The 25,360-nt window shown below is 53.7% G+C and carries 25 protein-coding genes; 9 read left to right on the forward strand and 16 right to left on the reverse strand.

Going from position 1 to position 25,360, the window contains the following annotated elements; all coding sequences use genetic code 11:
- The first annotated feature begins 5 nt into the window (after window positions 1-5).
- Entirely contained in the window at window positions 6-1,211 is a 1,206-nt protein-coding gene (locus MLAB_RS02805; protein ID WP_011832907.1) for a TIGR00297 family protein, read from the forward strand.
- Window position 1,212: 1 nt separating this feature from the next.
- On the opposite strand, the gene MLAB_RS02810 is transcribed toward MLAB_RS02805, so the two are convergent.
- Both MLAB_RS02810 and MLAB_RS02815 read right to left on the reverse strand, forming a co-directional pair.
- Window positions 1,213-1,716, reverse strand: a complete 504-nt coding sequence (locus tag MLAB_RS02810) for a FumA C-terminus/TtdB family hydratase beta subunit (RefSeq protein ID WP_011832908.1) — start codon at window positions 1,714-1,716, stop codon at window positions 1,213-1,215.
- Window positions 1,713-2,534 (reverse strand): fumarate hydratase, encoded by an 822-nt coding sequence (locus MLAB_RS02815; protein WP_011832909.1) that lies wholly within the window; start codon window positions 2,532-2,534, stop codon window positions 1,713-1,715. The genes MLAB_RS02810 and MLAB_RS02815 overlap by 4 nt, the downstream gene beginning before the upstream one ends.
- A gap of 191 nt (window positions 2,535-2,725) precedes the next feature.
- Between MLAB_RS02815 and MLAB_RS02820 the strand changes: the two genes are divergently transcribed.
- Window positions 2,726-3,208 (forward strand): SAM-dependent methyltransferase, encoded by a 483-nt coding sequence (locus MLAB_RS02820; RefSeq protein ID WP_011832910.1) that lies wholly within the window; start codon window positions 2,726-2,728, stop codon window positions 3,206-3,208.
- Between the two features lie 28 nt (window positions 3,209-3,236).
- Window positions 3,237-3,911: a DUF4332 domain-containing protein gene (locus tag MLAB_RS02825; RefSeq protein WP_011832911.1), complete on the forward strand. Its 675-nt coding sequence runs from the start codon at window positions 3,237-3,239 to the stop codon at window positions 3,909-3,911.
- 51 nt (window positions 3,912-3,962) lie between these two features.
- Here the strand turns inward: MLAB_RS02825 and sepS are convergent, their stop codons facing one another.
- The 4 genes from sepS to rqcH form a co-directional block, all read right to left on the reverse strand.
- On the reverse strand, window positions 3,963-5,543 hold the full coding sequence (sepS, locus tag MLAB_RS02830) for an O-phosphoserine--tRNA ligase (protein WP_011832912.1): 1,581 nt from the start codon (window positions 5,541-5,543) through the stop codon (window positions 3,963-3,965).
- Window positions 5,540-6,475, reverse strand: a complete 936-nt coding sequence (gene twy1, locus MLAB_RS02835) for a 4-demethylwyosine synthase TYW1 (RefSeq protein ID WP_011832913.1) — start codon at window positions 6,473-6,475, stop codon at window positions 5,540-5,542. Before twy1 ends, sepS begins: the two co-directional genes overlap by 4 nt.
- A gap of 71 nt (window positions 6,476-6,546) precedes the next feature.
- A complete protein-coding gene (locus MLAB_RS02840; protein ID WP_011832914.1) occupies window positions 6,547-7,575 on the reverse strand; it encodes an mRNA surveillance protein pelota in 1,029 nt (342 codons plus the stop codon).
- Window positions 7,572-9,500, reverse strand: a complete 1,929-nt coding sequence (rqcH, locus tag MLAB_RS02845) for a ribosome rescue protein RqcH (RefSeq protein ID WP_011832915.1) — start codon at window positions 9,498-9,500, stop codon at window positions 7,572-7,574. Before rqcH ends, MLAB_RS02840 begins: the two co-directional genes overlap by 4 nt.
- Window positions 9,501-9,704: 204 nt before the next feature.
- Here rqcH and MLAB_RS09375 point away from each other — a divergent pair, with 204 nt between their 5' ends.
- The 6 genes from MLAB_RS09375 to MLAB_RS02875 all read left to right on the forward strand — a co-directional run bounded on the left by MLAB_RS09375 (window position 9,705) and on the right by MLAB_RS02875 (window position 16,157).
- Entirely contained in the window at window positions 9,705-10,385 is a 681-nt protein-coding gene (locus MLAB_RS09375) for an EMC6-like membrane protein (RefSeq protein WP_011832916.1), read from the forward strand.
- Window positions 10,386-12,188 carry a ribosome biogenesis/translation initiation ATPase RLI gene (locus tag MLAB_RS02855; RefSeq protein ID WP_011832917.1) on the forward strand — a complete coding sequence of 601 codons (1,803 nt, stop codon included), beginning with the start codon at window positions 10,386-10,388 and terminating at the stop codon, window positions 12,186-12,188.
- Window positions 12,189-12,250: 62 nt separating this feature from the next.
- Entirely contained in the window at window positions 12,251-12,814 is a 564-nt protein-coding gene (gene dcd / locus MLAB_RS02860) for a dCTP deaminase (protein WP_011832918.1), read from the forward strand.
- Between the two features lie 123 nt (window positions 12,815-12,937).
- A complete protein-coding gene (locus tag MLAB_RS02865; RefSeq protein ID WP_011832919.1) occupies window positions 12,938-14,212 on the forward strand; it encodes an O-acetylhomoserine aminocarboxypropyltransferase/cysteine synthase family protein in 1,275 nt (424 codons plus the stop codon).
- An 8-nt stretch (window positions 14,213-14,220) separates the two neighbouring features.
- Complete coding sequence (metX, locus tag MLAB_RS02870; RefSeq protein WP_011832920.1) at window positions 14,221-15,684, forward strand: homoserine O-acetyltransferase MetX; 1,464 nt, start codon at window positions 14,221-14,223, stop codon at window positions 15,682-15,684.
- A complete protein-coding gene (locus MLAB_RS02875) occupies window positions 15,681-16,157 on the forward strand; it encodes a threonyl-tRNA synthetase editing domain-containing protein (RefSeq protein ID WP_011832921.1) in 477 nt (158 codons plus the stop codon). The genes metX and MLAB_RS02875 overlap by 4 nt, the downstream gene beginning before the upstream one ends.
- 1 nt (window position 16,158) lies before the next feature.
- Here the strand turns inward: MLAB_RS02875 and MLAB_RS02880 are convergent, their stop codons facing one another.
- The 10 genes from MLAB_RS02880 to MLAB_RS02925 all read right to left on the reverse strand — a co-directional run bounded on the left by MLAB_RS02880 (window position 16,159) and on the right by MLAB_RS02925 (window position 25,297).
- Complete coding sequence (locus MLAB_RS02880) at window positions 16,159-16,758, reverse strand: SLOG cluster 4 domain-containing protein (protein WP_011832922.1); 600 nt, start codon at window positions 16,756-16,758, stop codon at window positions 16,159-16,161.
- 104 nt (window positions 16,759-16,862) lie between these two features.
- Window positions 16,863-17,297, reverse strand: a complete 435-nt coding sequence (locus MLAB_RS02885; protein WP_011832923.1) for a carboxymuconolactone decarboxylase family protein — start codon at window positions 17,295-17,297, stop codon at window positions 16,863-16,865.
- Between the two features lie 3 nt (window positions 17,298-17,300).
- Window positions 17,301-18,239 (reverse strand): methanogenesis marker 7 protein, encoded by a 939-nt coding sequence (locus MLAB_RS02890; RefSeq protein WP_011832924.1) that lies wholly within the window; start codon window positions 18,237-18,239, stop codon window positions 17,301-17,303.
- The gene (locus tag MLAB_RS02895; RefSeq protein ID WP_011832925.1) at window positions 18,236-18,817 is read right to left on the reverse strand and encodes a methanogenesis marker 17 protein; all 582 of its coding nucleotides are present in this window, start codon (window positions 18,815-18,817) and stop codon (window positions 18,236-18,238) included. Before MLAB_RS02895 ends, MLAB_RS02890 begins: the two co-directional genes overlap by 4 nt.
- Window positions 18,818-20,080 (reverse strand): methanogenesis marker 15 protein, encoded by a 1,263-nt coding sequence (locus MLAB_RS02900; protein WP_011832926.1) that lies wholly within the window; start codon window positions 20,078-20,080, stop codon window positions 18,818-18,820.
- A complete protein-coding gene (locus tag MLAB_RS02905) occupies window positions 20,077-20,523 on the reverse strand; it encodes a methanogenesis marker 5 protein (RefSeq protein ID WP_011832927.1) in 447 nt (148 codons plus the stop codon). The genes MLAB_RS02900 and MLAB_RS02905 overlap by 4 nt, the downstream gene beginning before the upstream one ends.
- Window positions 20,523-20,984, reverse strand: coding sequence for a methanogenesis marker 6 protein (locus MLAB_RS02910; protein WP_011832928.1), 462 nt, complete (start codon window positions 20,982-20,984; stop codon window positions 20,523-20,525). The genes MLAB_RS02905 and MLAB_RS02910 overlap by 1 nt, the downstream gene beginning before the upstream one ends.
- Window positions 20,981-22,525 (reverse strand): methyl-coenzyme M reductase-associated protein Mmp3, encoded by a 1,545-nt coding sequence (gene mmp3 / locus MLAB_RS02915; protein ID WP_011832929.1) that lies wholly within the window; start codon window positions 22,523-22,525, stop codon window positions 20,981-20,983. Before mmp3 ends, MLAB_RS02910 begins: the two co-directional genes overlap by 4 nt.
- Window positions 22,526-22,534: 9 nt before the next feature.
- Window positions 22,535-24,304, reverse strand: coding sequence for a methyl coenzyme M reductase system, component A2 (gene atwA / locus MLAB_RS02920; RefSeq protein ID WP_011832930.1), 1,770 nt, complete (start codon window positions 24,302-24,304; stop codon window positions 22,535-22,537).
- 168 nt (window positions 24,305-24,472) lie between these two features.
- A complete protein-coding gene (locus tag MLAB_RS02925) occupies window positions 24,473-25,297 on the reverse strand; it encodes an HAD-IC family P-type ATPase (RefSeq protein ID WP_011832931.1) in 825 nt (274 codons plus the stop codon).
- Window positions 25,298-25,360 lie beyond the last annotated feature (63 nt).

The raw sequence follows: 25,360 nt of genomic DNA on the forward strand, positions 1-25,360 counted from the left end.
TACCTATGGATACCCGGATCCGACGTCTCATTTTCGCCCTTGTCGTTACGGCACTGCTGCTTGGATGGCCGTATATTCCCTATTTGGGTCTGGTGGTCCTCGGCTTTGCGGCAGTTCTCTATTTTGTGGATAAAAGCCGGTATTTTGCGATCGGCGTAGGTGTCCTCGCCGTATTATATCAAGCCGGTCTGATACCCGTGTCGGCCCTGATCGGCCCTCTGATGATGATCGTCTGGGGAGAATACCTGCTTAAGATTTTCAAAAACGTCGGTCATCAGGGAGTTCTTTATACGATAGGCTCCTCTGCAGCTCTTTTAGCGACGATGCTCTACACAAACGAGTATCAGCCGCTTGTGGGCATCATCGCCGTGATCGTTCTTTTGATGCTTCGAAGCATCTTGAAAGATCGCGAGGACGGCTCGATGATCGGCCTTCTCGGGGTCGCGATGACCATCACGCTGTTTGAGGATCTGGAGTTCTTCGTCGATTACCAGACGCTCGCCTTTGCGGTCGTTTTGTGTGCGGCGTTCGGCTACTTTGCCTATCGGGCAAAGACGATCGACATGAGCGGCGTCTTTACGGCGGTGCTGTTCGGCGTGATCCTCATCACCTTTGCCGGCGTGAACTGGTTTTTCATCGTGATGCTGTTTTTCATTCTCGGATCACTCTTCACCAAGTTCCGGTATGCGGAAAAGGAGTTTTTAGGAGTGGCCGAGGGTAAGAAAGGCCGGAGAGGATACATGAATGCATTCGCGAATGCCGGGGTCGGGGTCGGCGGCGCCGTACTGTACGGGATCACCGGGGATGTTATTTTCATCGCCATGTTTATCGGTTCCATTGCGACGGCGACCGGCGACACGCTTGCAAGCGAGATCGGCGTGACCGGGGGTACTCCAAGGATGATCACGACGCTGCGCCCGGTTCCGCCGGGAACAAACGGCGGAGTTACCGGAATTGGAGAGCTTGCCTGCCTTTTTGGGGCGTCCGTCATCTGTCTGCTGGCATTCATCCTCGGCGTGGCACCGTGGTATGTCTGCCTGATCGGCGTTGCGGCAGGCTTTATCGGAACGAATCTTGACAGTCTTTACGGCGCTCTGATCGAAAACAAGGGTTTTATCGGGAATTCGGGAACCAATCTCCTCGCCACATTATCGGGCGGGATTTTGGCTCTTCTCATCTGCCTGGCTTTGGTCACGGCAGGGCTCATCTGAGTTATCTTACGAAAAGATCGCCGCCGTGAGCATCTATTCCGACGACTACCGGAAGATCGGTCAGTTTGATTTCCCAGATTCCTTCTGCCATGCCAAGTTCCGGATAATGACAACCGGCAAGCTCCATGCATGAAGCGGCGAGAGCGGCGCATCCTCCGGTGAAGGCAAAATAGACCGCTCTTCCCCGAAGTTCTTCACGAACGATCTCCGACATTCCGCCTTTTCCAATCAGGCCCCGAACACCTGCATCGAGCATGAATTTTGTGAGATTATTCATCCGTGCGGAGGTTGTGGGGCCGGCGGCGACGACTTTATTCTGTGCTTCGTCGATGACCGGGCCGCAGTGATAAATCACCGCGCCTTTCGGATCGAAGGGGAAGCCCTCTTCACGTATTTTCAGGTGGGCTTCGTCGCGTGCAGTGTAAATGGTCCCGGAAAGAAGGACCCGGTCTCCCGCATGGAGATCGAGAACTTCCTCTCCGAGGGGGGTCGTCAGCCGGATCATAGTTCCACCTCAACAACACCGCGTCTAGAACACCAGCACTGAATATTTACGGCGACGGGAAGCGAAGCCGTGTGGCATGCCCCTTCTTTTACCTTGACGGCGAGACAGGTCGTGTCGCCGCCAAGTCCCATAACGCCGATGCCGAGCTGGTTGATCGAATCGCATATCTTCTGTTCGAAGGCGGTCATGCTGTTTATCGGCGAGAGGAGCGCTTCTTTTGCAAAGGATGCGGCCGAGTCGAAGGTTCCGCCGATACCGACCCCTACGACTATCGGGGGACACGGACGGGAGCCCGCATCTTTGACGACCGAGGTCACAAACTCCGGGATCCTGGAGATCTCGGAAGGGAGCATCATTCTGATCTGGGACATGTTTTCCGAACCTGCTCCTTTGGGGAATACGGTGACCCGGAGCGTATCGCCCGGAAGGATATGGACTGCCGGGATCCCCGCCCCGGTGTTGTCGCCCGAGTTTTTCCGGGTGAGGGGATGGACCGCGTTTGGCCGGAGAGGGACGGATTTTGTTGCGAGACGGATCCCTTCGCTTACGGCGTCGTAGAGCTTTGTGGTCAGCGGAACGGTTTCTGGAATGGTCAGGTAGATGACGAAAATCCCGGTGTCCTGACAGATGGGCACGTTTTTCTCCCGGGCGACCTGGAGATTGGCGAAGATATTTTCAAACTCGCCGCGTGCGGTCGGGTTGGTTTCTTTATTGTATGCAGTATGCAGTGCTTCCTCCACGTCGGGCGGAAGGATCGTCTCGGCCTGGTGAATTGCCTCTTCCACGGCGGATGCAAGACGGTTGTAGAGGGGGTCCATGGTATATCTGTTTAGATGAGATAGGGATTAATGGTTTTCATTAAAAAAGACGGCGGGAGAGCGGTCCAATGGAAATGCCGTATGAGAGGATGTGAATTTTATCGAGGAGGGGGGGCCGTATTCTTTGGAGAAATATAATAACCGCTCAGATCAATTAACGAGTATCGAATCATTTGTAGTGAGAGAAGCATATGTTAGTAACATTTAACCCCATCGGCACGGTAAAAATCGAAGACGGCTGGTATTATATCGAGCTGAAAGAAAAATTCTTTGAAGCGACTCTGGGACTGGATGAGTTCAGCCATATTCAGGTGATATGGTGGTTCAATTTGTATGACAGCGAGGAATCCAGAAACTACTTTGTTATGGACAAACCGTACAAAAAAGGCCCGGAGAAGGTGGGCGTGCTGGCCAGCAGGTCCCCGATCCGGCCAAATCCGATAGCCGTCACGGTATCCCGTCTCGCTGCTGTTGACAAACAGAAACACCGGCTTGAACTTGGCTATATCGACGCGGAAGACGGCACACCCGTGCTGGATATCAAACCGTATCACCCGTCCGAAGATAAAGTGAGAGACGTAGTGATGCCAGCCTGGTGCAGACACTGGCCTGACTGTATCGAAGCAAACGAAGGATTTGACTGGAGTAAGGAGTTTAATTTCCCGGCCGAGTAAACATCCGAAAAAACGCAGATTATCTACTATGAGTTACTCGATCGATTTAACCGGGATATCCCTGCAAAGCTATCAGGAGATACTAAAAAAACAGAACCTGCTGCCGAGCCGCAGGATCCTTCTGGATGATCTTGAGACAAACTTTCAGCGGATAGCCGATGCCGGCATCGGCAATATGTCGGCATTGAAAAAAGCAGTATCTTCTCCGGAGAAACTTGCAAAGTTTGCAGCGCAAACGCATATTTCAAAGGAGTATCTGACCATTCTGAAAAGAGAACTCGGCAGCCTTGAGCAAAAACCGGTCCAAATCTCCGATTTCCCGGGACTGAGCGGACAAACCGTCCAGATATTAGCAAAACACGGAATCAAAACATCGAAAGACGTCTACACCGCGTTTCAAAATGAAGCGGCCGAAAAATCACTCATGGAAATATCAGGCATCAGCCGAAACGAGCTTGAAGAAGTATGCTGCCTGTCCGATCTGGTCAGGATCAACGGCGTGGGGGCAGCTGCCGCGAGGGCGATGTTTGAAGCAGGCTACAAAAACATAAGTGACATCGCCTCTGCAGATGCCGTAAACCTCCTCGGGCAGCTGTCCGCCGTCAATGCAGACGGACGGTATTACCATGCCAAACTTGGAAAAAAGGATATGCAGTTCGTGATCGACTTTGCCGTTCTTCTCAGAGATCTCGAAAAAAAATGATCCTACCGAAGTTGAACCAGATAAAACTCAAAAAATAAGGATAAAAGTATTTTACAGGATCTTCGACGTAATCGTCATAAAGACCGGGCCGCGAAGATCGAGTTTCTTTTTATTGTCGGTGATGTACCGCATAACGTACTCCTCGATTTTCAGGTTCACGTCGCTTGGATGCTTCGACATTTTCACCTGAATGCTCGTCCCTTCGCCGACCCTCGCCGCCTCCTCGATGCGGGCGAGTGCCAGATTTGCCGTCGAGTAAAGGAAAGAGATTCCAACCGGAACCCCTTCGGCTTTGACGTCGGCGAACTTTTCGGTATCCGGAACACCGAGAACTGCTCCTTTTCTGACATATACCTCATTCAAAGCGGCAGGACCGAGAAGACTCGTATTCTCTTCGGGCTCCTCAACGACGATCTCCACCTGATGACCGTAGAGCTCGCCTTTCCATGCAGGGAACGAACACGGCGAACGTTCAGCCGCATGGGCAGCGGCCGTTTCCATCACAGCACGCACTGCCCGGCGGCCCTCGGCCGTCTGCGGCTCCTCTCTTAATCCGATGCCTTTGGTAAGATCCGTGTCCGAATACACCGGAGGATACAGTTGGGCAAACGAGAGTTTCCTAACATCCTCCGCCTGGGTTAAGACCATCGCAAGACGCTCGACACCCATGCCGAGGTTCATAACGGGAACGCCTACGCCGTATTCGGCGAGGGCTGCCGGTGAGTAGATCCCGAACGTAGCGACCTCGACCCATCCGTGGACCGGGTGTTTGCCGTATACTTCGGTCTGCGTCTCGGGCATGTAGTACTTCGAGCGTTTCTCGTCGGGCTGGAATCTGAACTCGGTGAAACCGAACGCGGAAAGAAGACCTTCGGCGACCGCCTTTCCTTCTTCGACCGTCACATCTTCTCCGGCGACGATACAGGATGCCGAGTGATAGGTCCGAAGATGGGTCGCATCCTCCTCCTGCTCGCGGCGGAAACACCGGTCGACCGAAAACATTCGAATCGGCATCGGCTTTTTATCCCACATCTGGGCAAGAGAGATGAACCAGCCGCTGGTCATATGGGAACGAAGCGTCGTTCTGGAAGACTCAGGGGCGAGCTCCTTGAATTCGGGAAAGACCGTATCGAGAATGTGAACGACCACACCATCGTCCACGCCTAAAGCGACCGACATTTCGTGCGTGAGATCGTCACCGTCGAATTTGCCTTTCTTGTAGGCATGCAGACACTTCATCAGCTTCTCTTCCGTGCCTTCGGCGAGAGGCTTTTCGATGATTTCGGCGATTGCATCCAGCCGTTCCCGGGATATCCCTACATTCGGACGGGGAAGGCCGCCCACATAGTAGACGCGATCCAAAACCGCGGCGGCTTCCGGACCGAACTGACGGTAGACGTCCTGTTCGTCGATAAACACCGGTACCATTGCCTCATCGAATCCCATCGACATATAGGCGGCCCTAAGACGGGCGATCGTGTCGAAGATCGGGTGCACTTTTGCTCGGCGATACGCATAACGCGGATAAATTTTTGATGATTCCGGCGGGGTTATGACCGATGGGCCGGCATGCCAGGCACCCTCGAAATCGGTTTTTCTGCGTTCCTTGAATTCCTCAATATCGAATTTCATGATTTTCTCTTCAGACAAACAACGCGGCTCGGCACGTTTTCATCCATAATCTCATAATTGCAGAGTTGGGCAACTCCTGCGGCGAAACGACGAATGGTTTCCATGTCGGGGACATGCATTTCTGTTAATCTCATTCGACTGTATCCCAAATACATGTATCCCTTTACTTCAACAAAGAGGGGCTGTGCCTCTTCGATAATTTTGGCAAAACCTGCCTCATAGGTGTCATTATACTCGTTGACGAGGGTGATCCGGACCGCCGTTCTGACGCCCTCCTCCTCTTTTTGTTTGAGAAGCGAAAGAGACGTTTGGATATTCCCCCACATGGCAGCCGGATCGCCGATCGGACGGCATATCCTTTCATAAGAGGATTCGTCCACGGCATCCAGAGACAGATACAACTGGGTCGGGCGTATCCGCCGGATCACGGAAGGCATCGTTCCGTTTGAAACAACGAACACGCTGTTGTTGGGATTTTCCCGGAGAAGGTCGATGAGTTCGGGCAGTTTCGAGTAAAGGGTCGGCTCGCCGGACAAAGAGAGCGCATACTGGGTCGGGTGATCGGTCGCCTCTTCCCACCTCTCCGGCTCGGTATAAGGTTTGTCGCCGGACAAGCCTTTTTTCTGCATCTTTGGAATGGCGGCGACGATTTCTTCCGGAGATAGTTCAGTCTCGGACAGGATCTCGTGCTCCATGGATCTCCAGCAAAAAAGACACCGCTGATTGCAGCGCAGCGTCGGGGTCATCTGGACGCATTTCCAGGTGTCGATCCCGTAGAACTGGTGTTTATAGCAGGATTCGCCGCCGCGAAGAGCACGTTTGCACCACATGCACGGCTTGACGGCGGCGGATGCTCCTTCAGCTATGAAGTTGTATCCCTGCCGGTGAAGGCAGGTTTTCGGGGTTTTGGATACTGGTCGTTTTCGTGGCATTGGTATCAAATGTCCTGTATTATTTGTGATTGTATATACACATGGGAAGTCATTTTGGAGTGCCGGAAGAATCAGATCTTATACCTCAACAGAGCGGCGACCCCGCCGAGACCAACAAGCCGGGTGCCCGGTTCGAACTCGGTCGAGAGGACGACGACGTTCGCGCCGAGCCGCTCTGCCCCTTCGATCATTTTTTCGATGCCGCCGTCTTTTACAAACGAGTCGGCCACAAGGATCGTCTCGGCTGCTCCGTAATCGATCGCCTGGCGTACCTCGCTTTTTCCGTAGGCGACGGCGCCGTTCTGCCCGATCCGGAGAAACACCTCGTCCATGAACGAGACCTCTTTTGCGAGCTGGAGATCCTCTGCCACGCGGGTAAGGACGCCGTTTCCGATCGCCTCCTGAACCGCCCCGTAGCCGCAGCGCCTTGTGTCGGCGATGAGCATGCGTTCGGCGATCTCGGGAGCTTTGGTTTTTGCGAACTTGACGAAGTCTTCTTTTACGAATCCCGGGCCGGCGATAACGATCGAGCCGGTGACCTTCTCGAGAAATGTGAGGAGCTCGGCAAACAGGGCCTGCCTTGAGTCCAGCTCGGCGGTTTTTCCGCTGCCGACCGTCAGCGTAGTGATCCGCTCGGGTCCGTACTGCCTGACCCGATAGAGTTCCGCCTCCCCATCCTCAATCGCCGCGATGTGAACCACACCGTGGACCGAAGAGGAGACCGCCCGTTCCAGACGGGCAAGATCGATCTGCCGCCACTGCCGAACAACGCTTATTTCATAGCCTGCTTCGATATTGAGCGTGTGGTGCTGGCCCATGTCCGGCCCGTAACTGATGACCCCAAACACTCTGAGGCGGGACGATTCCGGGACGAACTCCGCCTTCTCGCATTTCACCCCGATCCGCACCGGCCGCTTCTCGAGCTTTTCGGAACGGAGTTTGTCGGACGGGCCGTCCACTGTCCTCAGCGTGACGGCATACACGGTGTTTCCGGGACTTATCAGATGCGAAAGATGCCAGAGATCGTCGATCGATTCGGGCATGAGTTTATACTCGCCGAATCCGTCTTTTTTCAGCGGTTCGGGCAGCTCCGCCTTCATTCGCGGTCCGCTCCCTCTCGGGCCGGCTCTTTGAGATCGGACCCGCCCGGCGGCACGAACGCGGCTACGCCCTCGGTGTTCAGGATCGCTTTGAGCGCTTTCTGCTCGCTTTCAGGCACCGCCTCTTTGAGTTTTCGAAGAACTTTCTTAGCAACGTCGTTTCCTTCGAATGTCCCCGGAACCAGACGAACGGAATGCGAAGCCAGCGGTTCGATCGCGGAAGGCGTTCCGCCGATCACCGCAAGGACCGGTTCGGTCCTGACCCCGATCGCGATCTCGAGCGGCACGTCCTTGTAGATCTTACGCTCGCCCCGGATGACGAACGAACCGTGAGCCACATACTCTCCCGACTCGGGCGTCTTACTTACCTGGTTGGGGCTTGCTGCGATCACATCGACGGATGCCCCACCGCCGGCCCATGCCCGCGAGTAGGACGCGGCAAACTGGACCGCCTGATCCATGCGTTCCGTTACGCCTTTCACGATCACCGCGGACGCTCCGAAGACATCTGCGTGGAGGAAGGTGTCTTTGCCTTCCATATACTTCTTGACAAGCTCCTCGTTCTGGTCGGCATTTCGGCCGCCGATCACAAGCACGCCGTCGGAGGTCTCCATCCACCGGAAACGGTGATACCATTTCGGCTTGAGTCGGCCGGGTCCGGCCGCCTTTTTCTTCTCCGCATGCACGATGCCTGCTTCCATCGCCCGAAGCGCTCCCGCCTTTTTCGCCCGGAACTTTTTCACGACGGCGAAGTATCTGCCGACGTTTGCCTCCAGACTTTCGTGCACGAAGATCGTGACCTTGTGCTTTTCCTGCAGATCGATCACGACGGACGCATTCTTCGGGTCCACCGAGATGATCCGTTTTGCGGCGGGCAGGTCGCTCTTTTTGATCACGGCCGCGATATCCTGCCAGGAAAGCTTCTGGCTTGCGGCCGCAAGAACGTCGATCGTCTCCTGCACCTCGCCGTAATGCGAGTAGATGATCTCCGAGATCTCGGTCGCCTCGGCGATCTTTTTGTCGAAGTTGACGACGGCTGCTTCCTGCTGTTTTCGGATCCGCTCCTCTTTGGAGAGTTTGATCTTCTGTTCGATGACCTTCTCGGCCACCGGTTTTGGATAGAACGCCTCGAGCGCCTGCGAAAACGTCGCGAAGTGCTCTTTTGGCTCGCGGACCAGTGAGGGGAACGGGAACGCTCCCTTCGCATCGATCACCGGATCGCGTGCATAGGTCAGTTTGGCGATCCAGCTTTTCATCGCCTCATACACCGGGCGAAGCTGGACATCGGTCGCGAACTTACAGGGCATCGACTTCGAGACGCCCGCAAGCTGACATATCTCTTCCGAGGGGATGCCGCCGAGCTGCAGTTTCGTTGCGAGAGCCCGCACGATATCGTTCTCGTCTGCGGTGATCTTCTCTTTGAACTCCTCGAACGTCAGCCTCTCGGGCCAGACGGCTTCGATCGCATACTCTGCGCCGCCGACGATATCCCGGTCCCGGAACCGCCGCTGGGCAAGGGCATTGATGATCGTGAACTTTTCGTCTGTCAGGATAAGGTTTCCTTCGTCGAAGAGTTCGATGATCAGCTTATACTCCGACGGCCCTTTGCCGATCGTTATTATGATGACCCGCTCGATCGCCTTCTGCTCGATATTGAGGACCTTGCCCCCCTCGATGTATTTCCTAAGATACATCGAAAACCCGGACGGGTTTTTCGGCGCCGGCGGCAGTTCGGATACGAGATGCGCCCGAATGCCTCTCACCACATACAGAAGATGGCGTGCCTTCTCCTCACCATTCAGCCGGAACCCAAGCGAGGCATTGTCGTACTGATATATTTTCCCGATCCAGAGCGGCAAAAGCGCGGCAAGCTCCGCTGTCATCGCTTTTACGTCCGCTCCGCTCATCCCTTGTATCGTCGCCATTCTTTGCTAACATACATAGGATGTACAGAACTATAAACCGACCCTGCATTTCGTTCCCGAAACTGCGGGTTTTTCAGATCAGGCAGGGCTTCCCTTTTGAAAAAGAGAGGTCAGGCGCGCCGCATCATTGGCGGGACAGAACAGATAACATAGATAAGACCTGAATACTAATATAATCAGACTGAAAAATCGCGGAGATATCATATGCAGGTAGCCTATATCAAAAAAGAAAAATGCAACACGGCGATGTGTAACCGCTGCGTGAAGTTTTGCCCGGCGTCACGCAAAAACCAGCCGGTTATTTTCATCGGACGCAATAAGAAAGCGACAGTCGTAGAAGAGCTGTGCAACGGCTGCGGAAAGTGCGTGAAGATCTGCCCCGAAAAAGCTATCGAGATGGTCACCCGGCCGGACAGAAAACCTCTCGACGCCGAGATCGATGAGAAGATCGAGGAGATCGAAGCACAGACCGAGGCAAAGACCGAAGACGTCAGCAAACAGACCGCTCCGCCAAAGAAGAAGGAAACCCCCGAAGAGAAGGTCGTTCGCAAAAAGGCCCAGCACTCCGAGCGGATCATTCGTACGGCGATCGCCTGCGGTCTTGGTATGGTCGCGGGTCTTGTCTCCTACTACCTTGCAGGGACGCCGAACCCGATCACCACAGCTACGATCGAAGCAGGCCTTGCAGGCGTGCAGGCAAATCCGATCATCGGCATTCTCGTCTTACTTGTGGCGATCGTGATCCAGAAGTCCCTGTTTATGATCATCAAGATCGACACCTCCAAACTCGGCAAGAAGGACTGGTTCTACCAGGGGTTCCTGACCTTCGCTACCTGGTACCTCTCCTGGACCCTTATGCTTTCGACCTCCCTCCTCTCCGCATAAATGAGACTCGCCATCGTTCATAAAGACCGATGCCATGCCAAAAAATGCGGCAAAGAGTGCATCGCGTACTGCCCCCGGGTCCGTACCGGTGATGAGACCATCATAATCGGAGAGAGCGGCAGAGCGGAGATCTCCGAAGAGCTCTGCGTGGGATGCGGTATCTGCGTGAAGAAATGCCCGTTCGAGGCGCTGGATATCATCCAGCTCCCGGAGGAACTCGATACGCCGGTGACCCGCTACGGGCCGAACGCGTTCGTCCTCTACGGACTTCCCCAGCCTGTGGCGGGCAAAGTCACCGGCATGCTCGGTCCAAACGGTATTGGAAAATCCACCGCGGTGAAGATCCTTTCCGGGCAGATGAAGCCGAATCTCGGTATCTTCGATCACGAGGTCGAATGGGCCGAGATCCTGAAGCATTATGCGGGAACCGAGCTTCTGGATTATCTCAAGCAGGTCGCGGCAAAGACGATCAAGGCGTCGATCAAGCCGCAGTATATCGACTTTATCCCGAAAGCCTTCAAGGGAACGGTCCGCTCCCTTCTGGAGCAGAACGACGAGAGGAAAAAGCTCGACTACTACGCGAAAGAGCTGGCTCTCGATACGATCCTCGATAAGGATCTGACCTATCTTTCGGGCGGAGAACTCCAGCGGGTCGCCCTGACGGTGGCTCTTTCGAAGGAAGCGAACTTCTATTTCCTCGATGAGGTGACGCCTTTCCTGGATATCTATCAGAGGATGACGGCGGCACGGCTGATCCGCGAACTCGCATCGGAGCATCCGGTGATTTTGGTGGAGCACGATATCGCTATCCTCGATATGGTCGCAGAAACGGTGCATATCGGATACGGAAAGCCGTCGGCGTTTGGTATCATTTCCCGGCCGAAGGGTGTGCGTGTCGGTGTGAACCAGTATCTCGAAGGATTCGTGGCGGAAGAGAACGTGCGTATCCGCGATTATCCGGTGCTTTTCGAGACGCGGAGTCATGAGAGCGATGTGGACCGCGAGACGCTGATGACGATCCCGAAGATGACGAAGTCGTTCCCGGGATTCGATCTGACGGTGGACGGCGGCGAGGTCCGCCGCGGCGAGGTTCTTGGTATCGTGGGGGCGAACGGTATTGGCAAGTCGACGTTTGCAAAGCTGCTTGCCGGAGTTGAAACCCCGGACGGCGGGAAGAAGTTCGATACGGTGCGTGTTTCGTATAAGCCGCAGTATGTGACGGCGGATTCGTCGGATTCGGTGGAGTTTACGCTCCGGTCGGCGACCCGCCGGTTCGATACGTCGTATTACCAGCACGAGATCTTGGAGCCGCTCGGTCTTATGCCGATCCTGCAGTCGGAAGTGAAGAATCTGTCCGGCGGAGAGCTTCAGCGGGTGGCGATCGCTTTGTGTCTTTCGCGTGAGGCGGATCTGTATATTCTGGATGAGCCGTCGGCGCATCTGGATGTGGAGCAGCGGCTTGTGACGACGAAGGTGATCAAGCGTGCGGCAGAGGATAAGGGAGCCGGGATCATGGTTATCGATCACGATATGTATACGATCGATATGATCAGCGAGCGGCTGCTGGTGTTCGACGGCGTGCCGGGTAAGGAAGGTACTGCCCGCGGCCCGTTCGAGATGAAGGACGGTATGAATATGTTCCTTTCGAATCTGGGGATCACGTTCAGGAGAGATAAGACGGGCCGGCCGCGGATCAATAATCCGGGTTCGTATCTGGATCGGGAGCAGAAGGCGGCAGGGGAGTATTATTATTATAATGCGGCTGAGTCGGCTCTTGCGGCTGAAGGAAGCACGGAAGAATAAATCTCTTTTTTTCGATATACATACTGAATATTATTTTACCTTACCCCGACGAATAGTAGGATATGATTCTGGTAGACTGGGAAATTGCAGACCATATCAAACGGGGGTACATCGGCATCGATCCATTCGATCCGGCGCTTGTTCAGCCCAACTCCCTTGATATTCGCCTTGGTAACCATTTTGTCTGGTATGAACCATGCGATGATGTGATCGACCCTTATCAAAAGGAAACGCTTCACACCCATACACAAGAGAGAAAAGGATCCTATTTTGACATTCAGCCGGGACAGTTCGTCCTTGCGGAAACTCTGGAAACGGTGACGCTTCCTGATAATATCGTCTCTTCGATCGAAGGAAAGAGCAGCGTGGCACGCCTCGGCATTGCCCTCCATCAGACCGGCGGCTGGATCGATGCAGGGTTTTCAGGAACCATCACCCTTGAGATGTGTAACTCGAACTGCCGTCCCGTCCGCGTATATGCAGGGATGCCGATCGGCCAGCTCGTCTTCTACGTGACCAAACGCTGCGAATGCCCGTACGATAAAAAACCGGATGCAAAATATCAGAACCAGAAAAATGCGACCATCTCGCGTTACGATAGAAAGATGCTGAAAAACGTGGAGTAACCTCCTCTTTTCTCTCCAAAATCGGGTTGGGTCTTTCATAAGTATACAAAGGCCTGCCCGCATATTTTTACGCGAATCTATATATCATATGCCCGCCAATAAGAATTCACAGCGTGAACAACCATGGTCTCTGAATATCAAAAGGAAACACTCAGCATTCATGCCGGACAAAAACCGGATGAAGCGACAGGGGCACGAACCGAACCGATCTACATGACCACGGCATATGTCTTCAAAGACGCAAAGGAAGCGGCTGCACGATTCGATCTCTCGCTGGACGGAAACATCTACACCAGGCTTACGAATCCAAACAACACCTCGTTTGAAAAACGGATCTCCGCGATCGAGGGAGGGACAGCCGCAATCAGTACTGCCTCGGGGATGGCGGCAATAAGCACCCTTGTCCTTGCCCTTACCAACCCGGGTGACGAGATTGTTTCGGCCGATAATCTGTACGGAGGGACATTCGAGCTTTTCAGCCTGACCCTCCCGAACTTCGGACGGACGGTCCGGTTTGTTCCCTCGAACGATCTCGAAGCCTTAAAGGCCGCCATCAATGAAAAGACACGGGCCGTCTACTTTGAATCGCTCGGCAACCCCAAACTTGACATCCCGGATTTCGAGGAGATCGGAAAAATAGCTCACGAAGCCGGAGTTCCTTTTATTGTGGACAACACGGTAGGGATCGGAACGGTCCGTCCTCTCGAGCATGGAGCGGATCTTGTTGTTATGTCGGCAACAAAATATGCCAACGGACATGGGAATTCCCTTGCAGGCGTGATCGTCGAAAACGGCAGATTCCCCTGGGACAACGGCAAATTCCCCAAGTTCACCGAACCTGATCCGGCATACAAAGGTCTCGTGCACTACAAAGCATTCGGTCCGGCAACCGTATCGGCCAGTATTCGAATCTCCCTGATGCGGGATCTTGGGGCGACCCTTTCACCGTTCAACGCCTGGCTCACTTCGATCGGTCTTGAAACGCTCTACCTCCGTGTCGCCCGCCATGCGGAGAATGCCCTTATTGTTGCGAAGCATCTCGCATCCCACGAAAAGGTCGCATGGGTCAACTATCCGGGTCTTCCAGGGCATCCCTCGGAAAAGAACCGGGAAAAATACTTCGGCGGATCCGGCGGTCCCCTTCTCACCTTCGGCGTCAAAGGAGGATATGAGGCGGCCGTCACCGTACAGAATAATGTCCAGCTCATCTCGCTTCTGGCAAACATCGGCGATGCAAAAACCCTCATCATCCATCCAGCCTCGACGACCCATCAGCAGCTTACCGAAGAAGAACAGATTTCCACAGGGGTCAGACCCGATACGATCCGCCTCTCGGTCGGTCTTGAAAATCCGATCGACATCATCGCCGATCTGGACCATGCCCTCTCATACATCTAGATAGAACCATGTTACAGGATTCAGTTGGTGAAGTCACCACGAAATATCACGCACTTTCCGTTCCGCTGAGTCTGGAGTGCGGCGTCTCTTTGTCCGGCGTTAGGATCGCCTATGAACGTTACGGAAGGGCCGACGGAAAAAATGTTATTCTCGTCTGTCATCCCTTAACCGGAGACGCTCATGCGGCAGGTTTCCATAAAGGCGATACGAAACCCGGGTGGTGGGATGGGATCATCGGTCCCGGTAAAGCACTCGATACAAACCGATACTGTGTGATCGCGGCGAATGTACTCGGCGGATGTAAAGGTTCGACCGGCCCCTCATCAGAGGATCCGGCGACTGGAAAACCCTACGGAACTACATTCCCCGTGATCACGATCCGGGACATGGTCCATGCCGAACACCAGCTGCTTGAAGATTTGGGGATTAGTGAACTCTATGCCGTGATCGGGGGTTCGATGGGCGGAATGCAGGCCATGCAGTGGAGCGTGGAGTTCCCGTCATTTGTTCGCCGGATTATCTGCATTGCCTCCGCCGGCTATACGACGCCGATGCATATCGCTTTTGGCGCCGTCGGCAGAGCAGCGATCATGAGCGATCCGGAATGGAACGGCGGGAACTATCCGGCAGAGAAAAAACCAAATCACGGACTTTCACTTGCGCGAATGATGGCCCACATCACCTATCTCTCGGACGAGTCCATGCGTACCAAATTCGGGCGGAGACTGCAGAAACAGGACGCCTTCGGATACGGATTCGATACGGAGTTCTCGGTCGAAAGTTATCTTCAGCATCAGGGAGAGACGTTTGTGGAACGGTTCGATCCAAACTCCTATCTCTACATCACCCGGGCAGTCGACTACTATGATCTTACGAAAAACGGCAGCCTGACCGAGGGTCTTGCCGCAACGCAGGCAAAGTTCCTGATCATCTCCGTCTCTTCCGACTGGCTCTATCCTCCCTATCTTTCTCAGGAGATTATGCTTGCTCTGACGACAAACAACAGAGAAGCCAGGTATGCGGAAATCGTATCTCCCCATGGGCATGACGGTTTCCTTCTGGAGAATGCCCAGCTGAACTACATTGTAGGTCAGTTCCTGACACCTATGACCGTGGAAGATCTGATGACGAATAATCCGCCGTCGATTCAGGAGACCTCGTCGATCCGCGAGGCAGCCGAATTGATGATCGGGCACGAGATCAATCATCTGCCGGTGGTTTCAGGAAACGGGACGCTCTCCGGGATCGTGACGTCGTGGGATATTGCAAAATCTGTCGCCGGCGATTTCCAAGACCTTGCCGAGATCATGACCAAAGACGTGATCACGATTCAGCGCTCCGATTCGCTGCGGCTGGCTGCTTCGCTGATGGAGAAGCATGCCATCTCCGCCCTTCCGGTCGTTGACGATTCGAATCATGTTCTAGGCATGCTTACAAGCGAAACGCTTTCTCTTTCTGAGGTGCTCCAATGAGGATCCTTGGAATTCATGCGGACCGGGTGTGGTATAAAGTCACCAAAAAAACAAAAATGGCCGAGCCGGAACCCGTAAGAGAAGACGAGATGGATAACTGCGTTCTCCTTTTTGCCACTGTTGAGAAGTCTGATGAGGTCACGCCCGAACTGACCGTCTCTTCAACGGTGGAAAGCGTCAAACTCCGTTTGTCCCGCCTCGGGGCAACCAGAGTGATGCTTTTTCCCTATGCTCATCTTGCAAGCGATCTTGGGTGTCCCGGCGTGTCCCAGTGGATTTTGAAATCGATCCAGAGCAGACTTATTGAAGAGGGAATCGAGACGAAACGGGCGGCATTCGGGTGGTATAAAGAGTTTGAAATAAAAAGCAAAGGGCATCCGATGGCAGACTTTTCGCTGACGGTCTGTCCGTTTGCCGGTGGGGAATGCGATAAAAGCAGTAAATGCTGCCAGAACGAGTCAAAAAACTGCTGACTTAATTTCTTTTTCCGGCTAAGAGAGGGCGGCTCGTATATTTTGGCATCCGCTCTGCAAGGATCCTGATGACATCATCAGCCGTGTCGACCCCAAAAACACAGTCATCGGGAATGTCCGGATACCGCGGCTTGTCGTCGATTTTATTGTCCGCGATCAAAGCCCCCCAGTCGGAGAACACTCCCTCTTTTTTCACGACGCCGGGGACACGGTAAGCCATGATCAGCCGGTGCATCACCCATGCATACGACAGTTCCGAGAGCGTTCCCGATCCACCGCCGACCGCGACGACCGCGTCCGTGTTTGCCACGATGAAGTTTCGTGCGTGGTCGAGTCCGGTCGCGATCACGATATCCGTATAGGGGTTTGCCTGGGCCGGATCGTTGCCAGGAAGAACCGCGATAACATCCCCTTCACGGTATGCTGGAGATGCATGCGCCCCCCGGGACACGGCTTCCATGACGCCGCCAAGACCACCGGACAACACCCGGTATCCGTTTGAAACCAGCGCGTTTCCAAGCGAAAATGCAAACTGTTCTTTCGCACATCCGGGTTCAATCGCCGCATCGCCGATAACAGAAATAACCGGTCTCCTTGACATACTTATTCATGCGTTGTCCGGTAAGAAGAATATTCTCACGCAAAGAATCCGTTACACGAAACTCAAAATAATAAAAAAAGGATGTGGGGGCCGCTGAATGTGTGTTATTGCATAGCGCAGGTCCCTGCGCAGGGTTCCTTTTCCGGCACGACCAGACGGTAGGCATTTGCAAGAACCGAGGAGTTTGCAAGAAGACCAGCAATCAGTACCGCCTCTAAGATTTCTTCTTTGGTGATACCCATCTTTTTTGCGACCTGCATATGATACGTTGTACAGTGATCGCAGCGTAATGCCGCACCGACGGCAAGACTGATGAGTTCGACCGTCTTCGGCGGCAGTGCTCCGGCCCGTGTCACCGCATTTTTATAGAGAAGGTGCGAGATCAGCGCTTCGGGATTGTCCTCAAGTTTCTGATAGATCAGAGGAGACCGTCCATACTCTTCTTCGATCTTTGCGAGCCAGTCGGCAGCTGTCTGTTTCGCCCCGTTTGTTTGTACTTCGGCGATTGCCTCCTCAAAATTCTTGTCGATCTCTACCATGATTTATACCACAATGTTTGTTTCCGAAAGCGGCTTAATGCGGATCAGAATATAATCCCGCATGCGTGACGGAAGAACATCTGCGACATCGCCGACTTTTATTTCATCCTCGATTACCAGATCGCGAACCTTTTGTGCATAGGAAGGGTAGGAAAGTTTTAGCCGCAGACCGTTGAGCTGAACTGCGATCGGGGAGGGAGAGTAGACCTCTTCGATCTCCGGCAGTTCCTGTTTGATCAGCGCCTGGAGTCGTGCGGACGAGACCGAGAGGGGATCGTTTGCGATCTCCTGCCTGCGTTCCTCGATGACTTTTTTCACCTCTTCGATCACAAGGTCGAGCCGGTGAATATCCGCCTCGGTCTGTGTCCTGTGCATAAAACGTCCAAGACCTCCTACATATCCTGCAACCGGCGGATCGGTCTGTTTTTCGAGGATCTCCCTGTCCGGCCCCCCGGTCAGGATGATTGGAACGGTGATCCCAGGCCGAAACTTTACGAACTTCGTTTCGATACAGGAGGCGAAGTTGCCGAGAACGAAGATCGCCAGATCGTGTTCGTTGATCAGATCCCGCTCCTCGTCGTTCATCTGAGCGATGCGTTTTCCAAATCCGCGTGCCATCCCAAGCATGTTCGATTTCGAGCCGTGGCTTCGCAGATACTCTGCAACATCGCATGCCGAATGGGGAAGATGATGGATCTCAAGACTCGGTATGACCACTGCGATCTCGGTTCCAACGAGAGGGGACTCCTGGATCTCTCCCGCGAGCGGCCGGGAAAACGTAGCGAGTCTTTTGATGTCCTCCTTCGGCATAAGGACCTGAAGGACGACTTCGCTTGCAATATTATGTCTCTGGACGATGTAGCCGCCAAGATCCTCGATATAATCGACGACCTCGTCGAGACGGTACACTCCGCCTTTATAGGTGATCGGGACAAGGATCATTTCAGTGCCTCCTCCATCTGCTCGAATCTTTCGGCGATGATCTTCTCGATATCTTTCGCCGGAAGGGTGTTTTCGCTTGCCGCATAGGAAAACCGGTTCTTTCCGTAGTTTTCGCGCCGGACTTTGAAGCCTTCGGGAGCGATCACCTGGATCGCGTAGATCAGATCCTTAAAGAGCGACTGGGACGGGTCGATAACCACCCAGTCTCTCAGATCCTTTGGGATCTCCGTATTTTTGATGATCACCGTGAACCGGTCGGGTTGATCGACATTGTCGTGTCCGAGTTTGGCCCAAAGCATCTTCAGCATCGCGGCAAGATAGGTCTCATCTCCAACCGCGATCGTTGCCTGATCGTCCTGAAGCAGTACATTGCCCACATCCGAGACCTTTATCACGGAACGCGGCGGGCGGATGAATCCCGTTGCCACGAACAGGGGATACTTCGGATCGATGTAGATGTGCAGTCCTTCCACGATACTGAGGAGGTTGTGATCCTGCAGTACGGTTGTGGCGATTTTGATATAGTTGTCCGACCCGTCTTCGGTGCATTCCACCTCGAAGTAGTCCAAACCAGCCATTTACGCCTCCTTCACCTTTTTATCGACGAATCCCGAGGAAAGCAGTGCCCCGCCGACCGCCCCGATGTACTGGGCGTGATGGGGCACGACGACCTCGGTTCTGAGCATCCGGCCCATTGCCCGGACAAGTCCCTGAATAAGCGATGATCCCCCGACCATGATGACCGGCTCTTTGATATCGACTTCCTGGAGCTGCTGTTCGTACACCTGCTGAGCTACACTGTGACACGCCGCCGCGGCAACATCTGCGGGTTTGTATCCAGCCGCCAAAGCATTGACGAGAGACTGCGTTCCAAAGACGATACAATAACTGTTCATCGGGACATTCTCGCCGCCTTCGCTTTCCATCGAGAGTGCGCCGAGTTCGGTGATGTCGATTCCAAGGCGTTTGGACGTCATTTCGAGGAACCGTCCCGATGCTCCGGCGCAGATACCCCCCATCGTAAAGGAACCGGGGATTCCGTCTTTTACGCTGATGGCCTTGTTATCCATACCGCCGATATCAATCACGGTGGCAAATCCTTTCTGGGCGTTTGCAAGATATACCGCTCCTTTGGAGTTGACGGTGAGTTCTTCCTGGATAAGATCGGCTTTGATGTGTTTGCCGACCAGGAACCTTCCGTATCCGGTTGTTCCAATTGCCTCAATGTCGGAGAGTTTGAGTCCAGACTCCTTTAATGCCAGGGACACGACGTCGTCAGCACTTTTCAGAACATCGGTGGTCGGTCTCCAGCCGGTTCCGATGATCTCGTTGTCCTGCATGATTATGCATTTGGTGGTCGATGATCCGGAGTCGACACCCATCGTAGTCCCGACCTGGACCTCGCGGGCCATCAGTGCCCGGCGTTTTGCGATCGTGGATAAGGCTTCGAGCCTTGTCAGAAGAGTGGATGCGCCGGTCCGCTCGTTGAACGAGTAGGAGACGACCGGTATCTTCGAGTTTTCCACGATGTATCTGCGGAGTTCGTTACGGACGATTGCCGCCTCGGCACACCTGAAGCAGCTTGCGATGAAGATTCCGTCCGCCTCGATTCTTCCTTCAACGATCGCCTGGGCACGGGCGATGGCGAGTTTCAGATCCGGGCTTTTCACCGGAAGGCCGAAGTCCTTGTAGGCCCGTTTGACGTCCTTTAAGGCAACGTCCGGGTAAAACATCTTTGCGCCGACGGTCTCCGCCGCCGAAGTGATTTCGTTTTGGATTCCACTGTATTCTGCGCCGCAGGTGATCTGGGCGATCCGTACGGGTTGTTCTTTTGCGCTCATTTTTTGACCTCCAGCTCGTTTAAGAACTGTTTGATTTTTGCAACGAACGTCACGCCCTCTTCTTTGGATGCCGGATATCTCAGTTCCAGTTTGGGCATCTCCTTTTCCCTGAGCATGAACACTAAAAGCTCGTTCGTTCGTGCGCATCCCATGCATCCGAATGCAAGATCCGGCTCGTCGATGATAATGGCCGCCTCCGCCTCTTCGACTAAGGGGCCGTAGAGGGCCATTCGTCCCCGGATGCCTGACGGGACCTCGACCGCCGCCCATTTCAGTCCTTTCTGCGGGTCCTCCGAGGTCATCTGGATAGGCGGTGAATCGAATCCCGGTGTCTGGACATGTTCGCGGATCGAAAGAGCCGAGCCGAGCGGTTCGTGGCCGAACCTCGCTACAAGGTCGGATAAGATGAGGCTGGTTGCCGGGTAGATGAATACTTTTGCCATTATGTTTCCTCCGAAAAAAGTTTCTCGAGCAGATCCGCGTCGAGCGGTTCTTCAAGCGGCAGAGTTTCCCCTGCGGCTTTTTTGAGTGAGGTTTTGTTCATCCCTTCGGTCTCTTCCAGTCCGTGGGAGATATATCTGATAAAACTCATTTCATATTCGTGCCCGAGATACCCGGGTCTGGCGCCGCCAAGATCCGCCCTGCATCTCCGGGAATCTCCCGGGGGAAATCCCCGGTCTTTTATGAAGATCCGGTAGGGATCGAGAACACGCAGATGCGAGATGATCCGGTCGACATCCTCGGGAGATCCGGTGATCTGACATCCGAAACAGGTCTCTTTGATCATCACACCCTGAGCGATCTCGTATGCGGCGGTCGCGATGTCCTGAGGCGTTGTGTTTGGAGAGTCAACGAAAACGTACTTCGTTACGGTCCCGACATACTCTGGAACATAGGGTTTCACTCTTTCACCTCCCTGATGTAGACGGTCCCGCCCTCTTTCATCATGGATAATTTATCCATATCGAGAACCTTCCCGATAATGTTCGTTCCTCCAAAAGGTTCTCCGGTAGGTCCGTACTCCGTATTCTCGACCACTCTGACCCCGACCATACCGACTGCGTGCCGCGAGTCGTTGGTCAGTGCGAGAGTGTCGGTCTTGACCGGTTTTTTCGGGGTGTTTTCAGGGATGATGTTCGTCCCGGTTGAGAACGGCGGTTTGAAGAGGTACATCTCGTCATCCACATTGTAAATGAAAGGCATCGTCCCAATCGCATATCTCTTCAGTCCGGTGACCCGGCGGAACAGGTCGACAGAGAGCGGGGCTTTTTTGTAATCCAGCGAGATGTCGATGACATCTTTGAGATCCATCGTATAGAGGAAGACCTTTCCTTCTTTTAAGACTTCAAGGGTCGTCTCCGGTTTCTGGTTGATGACGACCCTGTTGTTTACATCTTTGTTGTCGGCCATCACTTTCAGTCCGCGTTTTTTCGCAAGACTGACCGCTTCGCCGAGGGGCAGGCCCCGCAGGTCAAGGAGTTCCGGCACCGGTCTTACCGAAAGGACATTTTTTTCCGTGGAGAACTTGGCGAGTTCTATTCCCCGCGTGACCGAGCCGGTTCGCGTGTGATGCTGATTGCTCGGCACATCGCGTGTGTAAATATACAAGGCCCCCGATCCTTTTCCGGCCGTTCGTATCGTCACGGTCCCTTCTCTTCTCGGTTTCTGGCGTTCCTGAGGGACAAAGAGTTTTCCTTCGGTATGATCCCTGATGTAGGTAGACGCGGTACGGTCGATTTTGAGCCTGTTTTCACGCAGGCAGAAGAGCATATGTTCGACCGATTCCGTGCATCCGCAGTCGATTTCCGCATGATCCTCCTGATACCCTTCCGCGGTGACCACCAGTTCGGAAAAGATCTGCATCCCTTCCTTCACAACACCCGAGAGGTCCGAGGTCACCTTCGCATTGGTCGAATCCGTGCTGGAAAAGACCTCTTCGATCCTGGTTATCATGTCGCCGTTTTTCCAGCGGTTCATGATCCCAAGGCCGTAGATGACTTTGCCTAATACAGCTCCGCCTTTGGCTGCCCCGTGATCTGCCATATGTTCTCTGCGGGAAAAGGTCAGATAGGCATTTTTTGAGTCGTATCCGCCCGATCCCAGACAGACCATTCCCCGTTCGTATCGGTAGGAGTTTTTATCGGGCGTAAACTTCTGAGGGAACGGGCCGAAGGATACTGAATTTCTGTCGTCGAAGTGGACACGCAGATTCTCCTTCACTTCTCCCGTGGGCAAAGGGAAGGTCGTTTTTTTGGCAAGCTCGATGACAATATCCCCGGCGGTCGTCGTCAGACGAAGGTGCGGGGTTTTTTCCCGGGAAACGCTTCCGGGTAGAAGGAGAACAACAGAGGTCCCTTCCGGCTGATTTGGAAGGAGATCTTTGATGGTTGTCGTTTCTTCAACGGTTTTCTGCTCGCCGTTGAGAAACACATGGATCTTGGTCATGATCCTGACCTACATCTCGAACATTTCATCGGTCTTTTCATGGAGAGCACCTTCGGTTGCTTCCGCCTCGGGAGCCCCTCCTGCAAGGGTCGCCTTTTTCGGGGCCCCCGTTTCGGCACGTGCCCGTTCCTTTTCAATCGCATTTCTCATAACGATCTTTTCATCCTCGGAAAGGTTTTCGAGCACCTCGTGGGTCGGCCCGATCGCGATGATTTTTCCGGCACGCATGAACATACACCGGTCGCAGACATCACGCACGAACTCCATGTCATGGGAAACGATGACGAACGTCTCCTCCATCTCTTCTCTGGCATGCATGATCGAGTGCTTGACGTCGACTTTGGTGATCGGGTCCATCGTTCCCGTCGGTTCGTCGAGGAGAATGATACGCGGCTCGCGGATAAGGATCTGTGCGAGAGCGACCCTGTGTTTCTCTCCTTCGGACAAGCTGGAAGGCAGTCTGTGCAGAACGTCTTTTGCCTTCTTATCGGTGAATCCCGCCATTCGAAGGGTGATGAGCGCTTTTCTGGTCGCAAGCTCTTTTGGGAACTCTAAACCGATCGCATTGGTCAAGTTGTCGATGATCGTTCTGTGGGGATAAAGGTCGTATTCCTGATGCAGAAGTCCGATATACTGTTTGGCCCTGCCACGGTAGAGATATCCGGGTTTTGACATATCGACCCATTCGTCGCCGATCCTGACTTCGAGTTTGCCGGATGTCGGTTCATAGAGGCCGGCGATCATCTTCGAAAGGGTGGTCTTCCCTCCGCCGGAAACGCCGATGATCCCGAAAATCTCCCGTTCGTTGATCTCGAAGGTAATATCATTTACTGCATTTATGACTCCCCGGTCGACGGCGATGAATTTTTTGAGCAGATGTTCGGCCCGGACGATCGGATCACCGAAGATCTGGTCGGTGTACACGCGGTCGTCGTGATATCCCTTCATGAACTCCGTGACGATCTCATCGGGCGTGCCGATCTTGGTGATCTTTCCGTCATCCAAAAGGACCGCACGATCGCAGACATCTTCAAGAACCTGAGAAAAGTGGGAGGTGACGATCATTCCCATATTGTTTTCTTTGGCCGCTTTCTTCAGCAGATCATGAACGATCCTTGCCGTTTTCGGATCAAGGGTTCCCGTCGGCTCATCCGCACAAAGAAAGAGCGGCTCGCGGGCAAGCTGACGGGCGAGCACGACACGCTGTTTTTCTCCGCCGGAAAGATCCCGGGATATATGCATCATTCTGTGGGTAAGCCTAACCTCGTCGAGCAGATCGGCAGCCCGGCTGATGGCTTTTTCTGACGGGTAGTTGATATCGTCGAGGGCGCGAAGCACGTTTTCAATGACCCGATCGTCCCCGTAAAGAGCAAAGGTCCGCTGGAACATCAGCGAGGTCCTTGCCATTATCTGTGTTTTAAGTTTCCCGTTTTCCGGGTCCCAGAAATCGACATCCTCTGCAACAAGCGTGTCCCCGCAGGCCGGACAGGGTTTTCCTGCATCGCTCTGGAACTCGATTTTGCCGCATTTTGGACAGCGGGATATGTGATAGATGATCTTTCCGGAGGTCGGAGGCTGATCGATTCCGCGGATAAGATGGATGAGTACGGTTTTACCACAGCCGCTTCTGCCGATTACACCAACGATCTCTCCCTCAGAGAGTTCGAGGTTGATGTTATCCAGGACCCGAACCATCTCGGTCGATTTTTCGTCGCAATCTTCGGTTGAGACGGGAAAATCCATGATGAGATCCTTTATCGTAATAAACGGGGTTTTCATATGTTCTTCCTTCTATAATGGTATGTGTTTGTTTTACGGAGTTATTAGTTTTTAGAAGCGGGTTGGGAGGGCTGCAAATTTTCGAATATTTTTTCGTTTGCAGGCCTCCTCAGACCGACCGCTGGAGAGATACTATATTAGTGCGGTTTGGAGTTTTGTCTCCGGCTCTTATTCATCATCGGTATTGAATTTGGCCACGATGCCGGTTACGTCCCGAATGTCGTCTATTATGTATTCCGCCTGTTTAAGGAGGGCTTCGGGCCGCTCCCCTTTCTGCTGTAATGTCAGGATCGAAACATCGGCAGCCCGCATAGCCGAGAGGTCGTTGATCCCATCCCCGACCATGACGACAATGTCGTAGTCATTTTTGAGGCTGGTCACGATCCGGGCTTTCGTCACCGGCGTTGCTACGCCGTAGACACGTTCCCGCGGGATCCCGATCTTGTCCGCGATCAGTTCCAGTTTCGAGGTCCGGTCGCCTGAAGCGATGTAGACCGCAACTCCTTTCTGGTGAAGCATGGAGATCATTTCCCGGACTCCCGGGAACGGATAGCCGGCGGCTGCAAGCGTGAACTCGATCTCGTTTGTCCGGAGATTGACGATGACGCCGGTATTCATTGCAAACGATTCGGCTTCTTTGGACACGATATGCCAGCAGGCTTTGATGACATCCTGCAGGTCGGCAACCCGGCAGACGGGATCGGAAAAAAGAATCGTTCCCACGCATTCGGCATCGATGATTTTTCTTCCGCAGCTTATGCCGAATACCACATCCGCCTCTTTCAGATATGTTGAAAGGTTTTTTTCCGGCGGGATTTTCATCATGCCGCTTGAGCTGACATTCAAAAGGACAAGGATCCGGTCGGGATCCTCGAAGGTCAGCATGGTTGTTTCCGGGCTGTCGTTCAGCAGTGTTTCACTTTTAATATTTTTGACGGCACGATTCGTTTTCAGAAGCGTTCCGGCACTATCAAAAACTATCCCAACAGTCATATTTTTCTTCGTTTTTGAGGGGGACGTGGCCCGACACTCAGTTATTTAATCTTAGACTCCTAT

The sequence above is a fragment of the Methanocorpusculum labreanum Z genome, from assembly GCF_000015765.1.
Lineage (GTDB): Archaea > Halobacteriota > Methanomicrobia > Methanomicrobiales > Methanocorpusculaceae > Methanocorpusculum > Methanocorpusculum labreanum.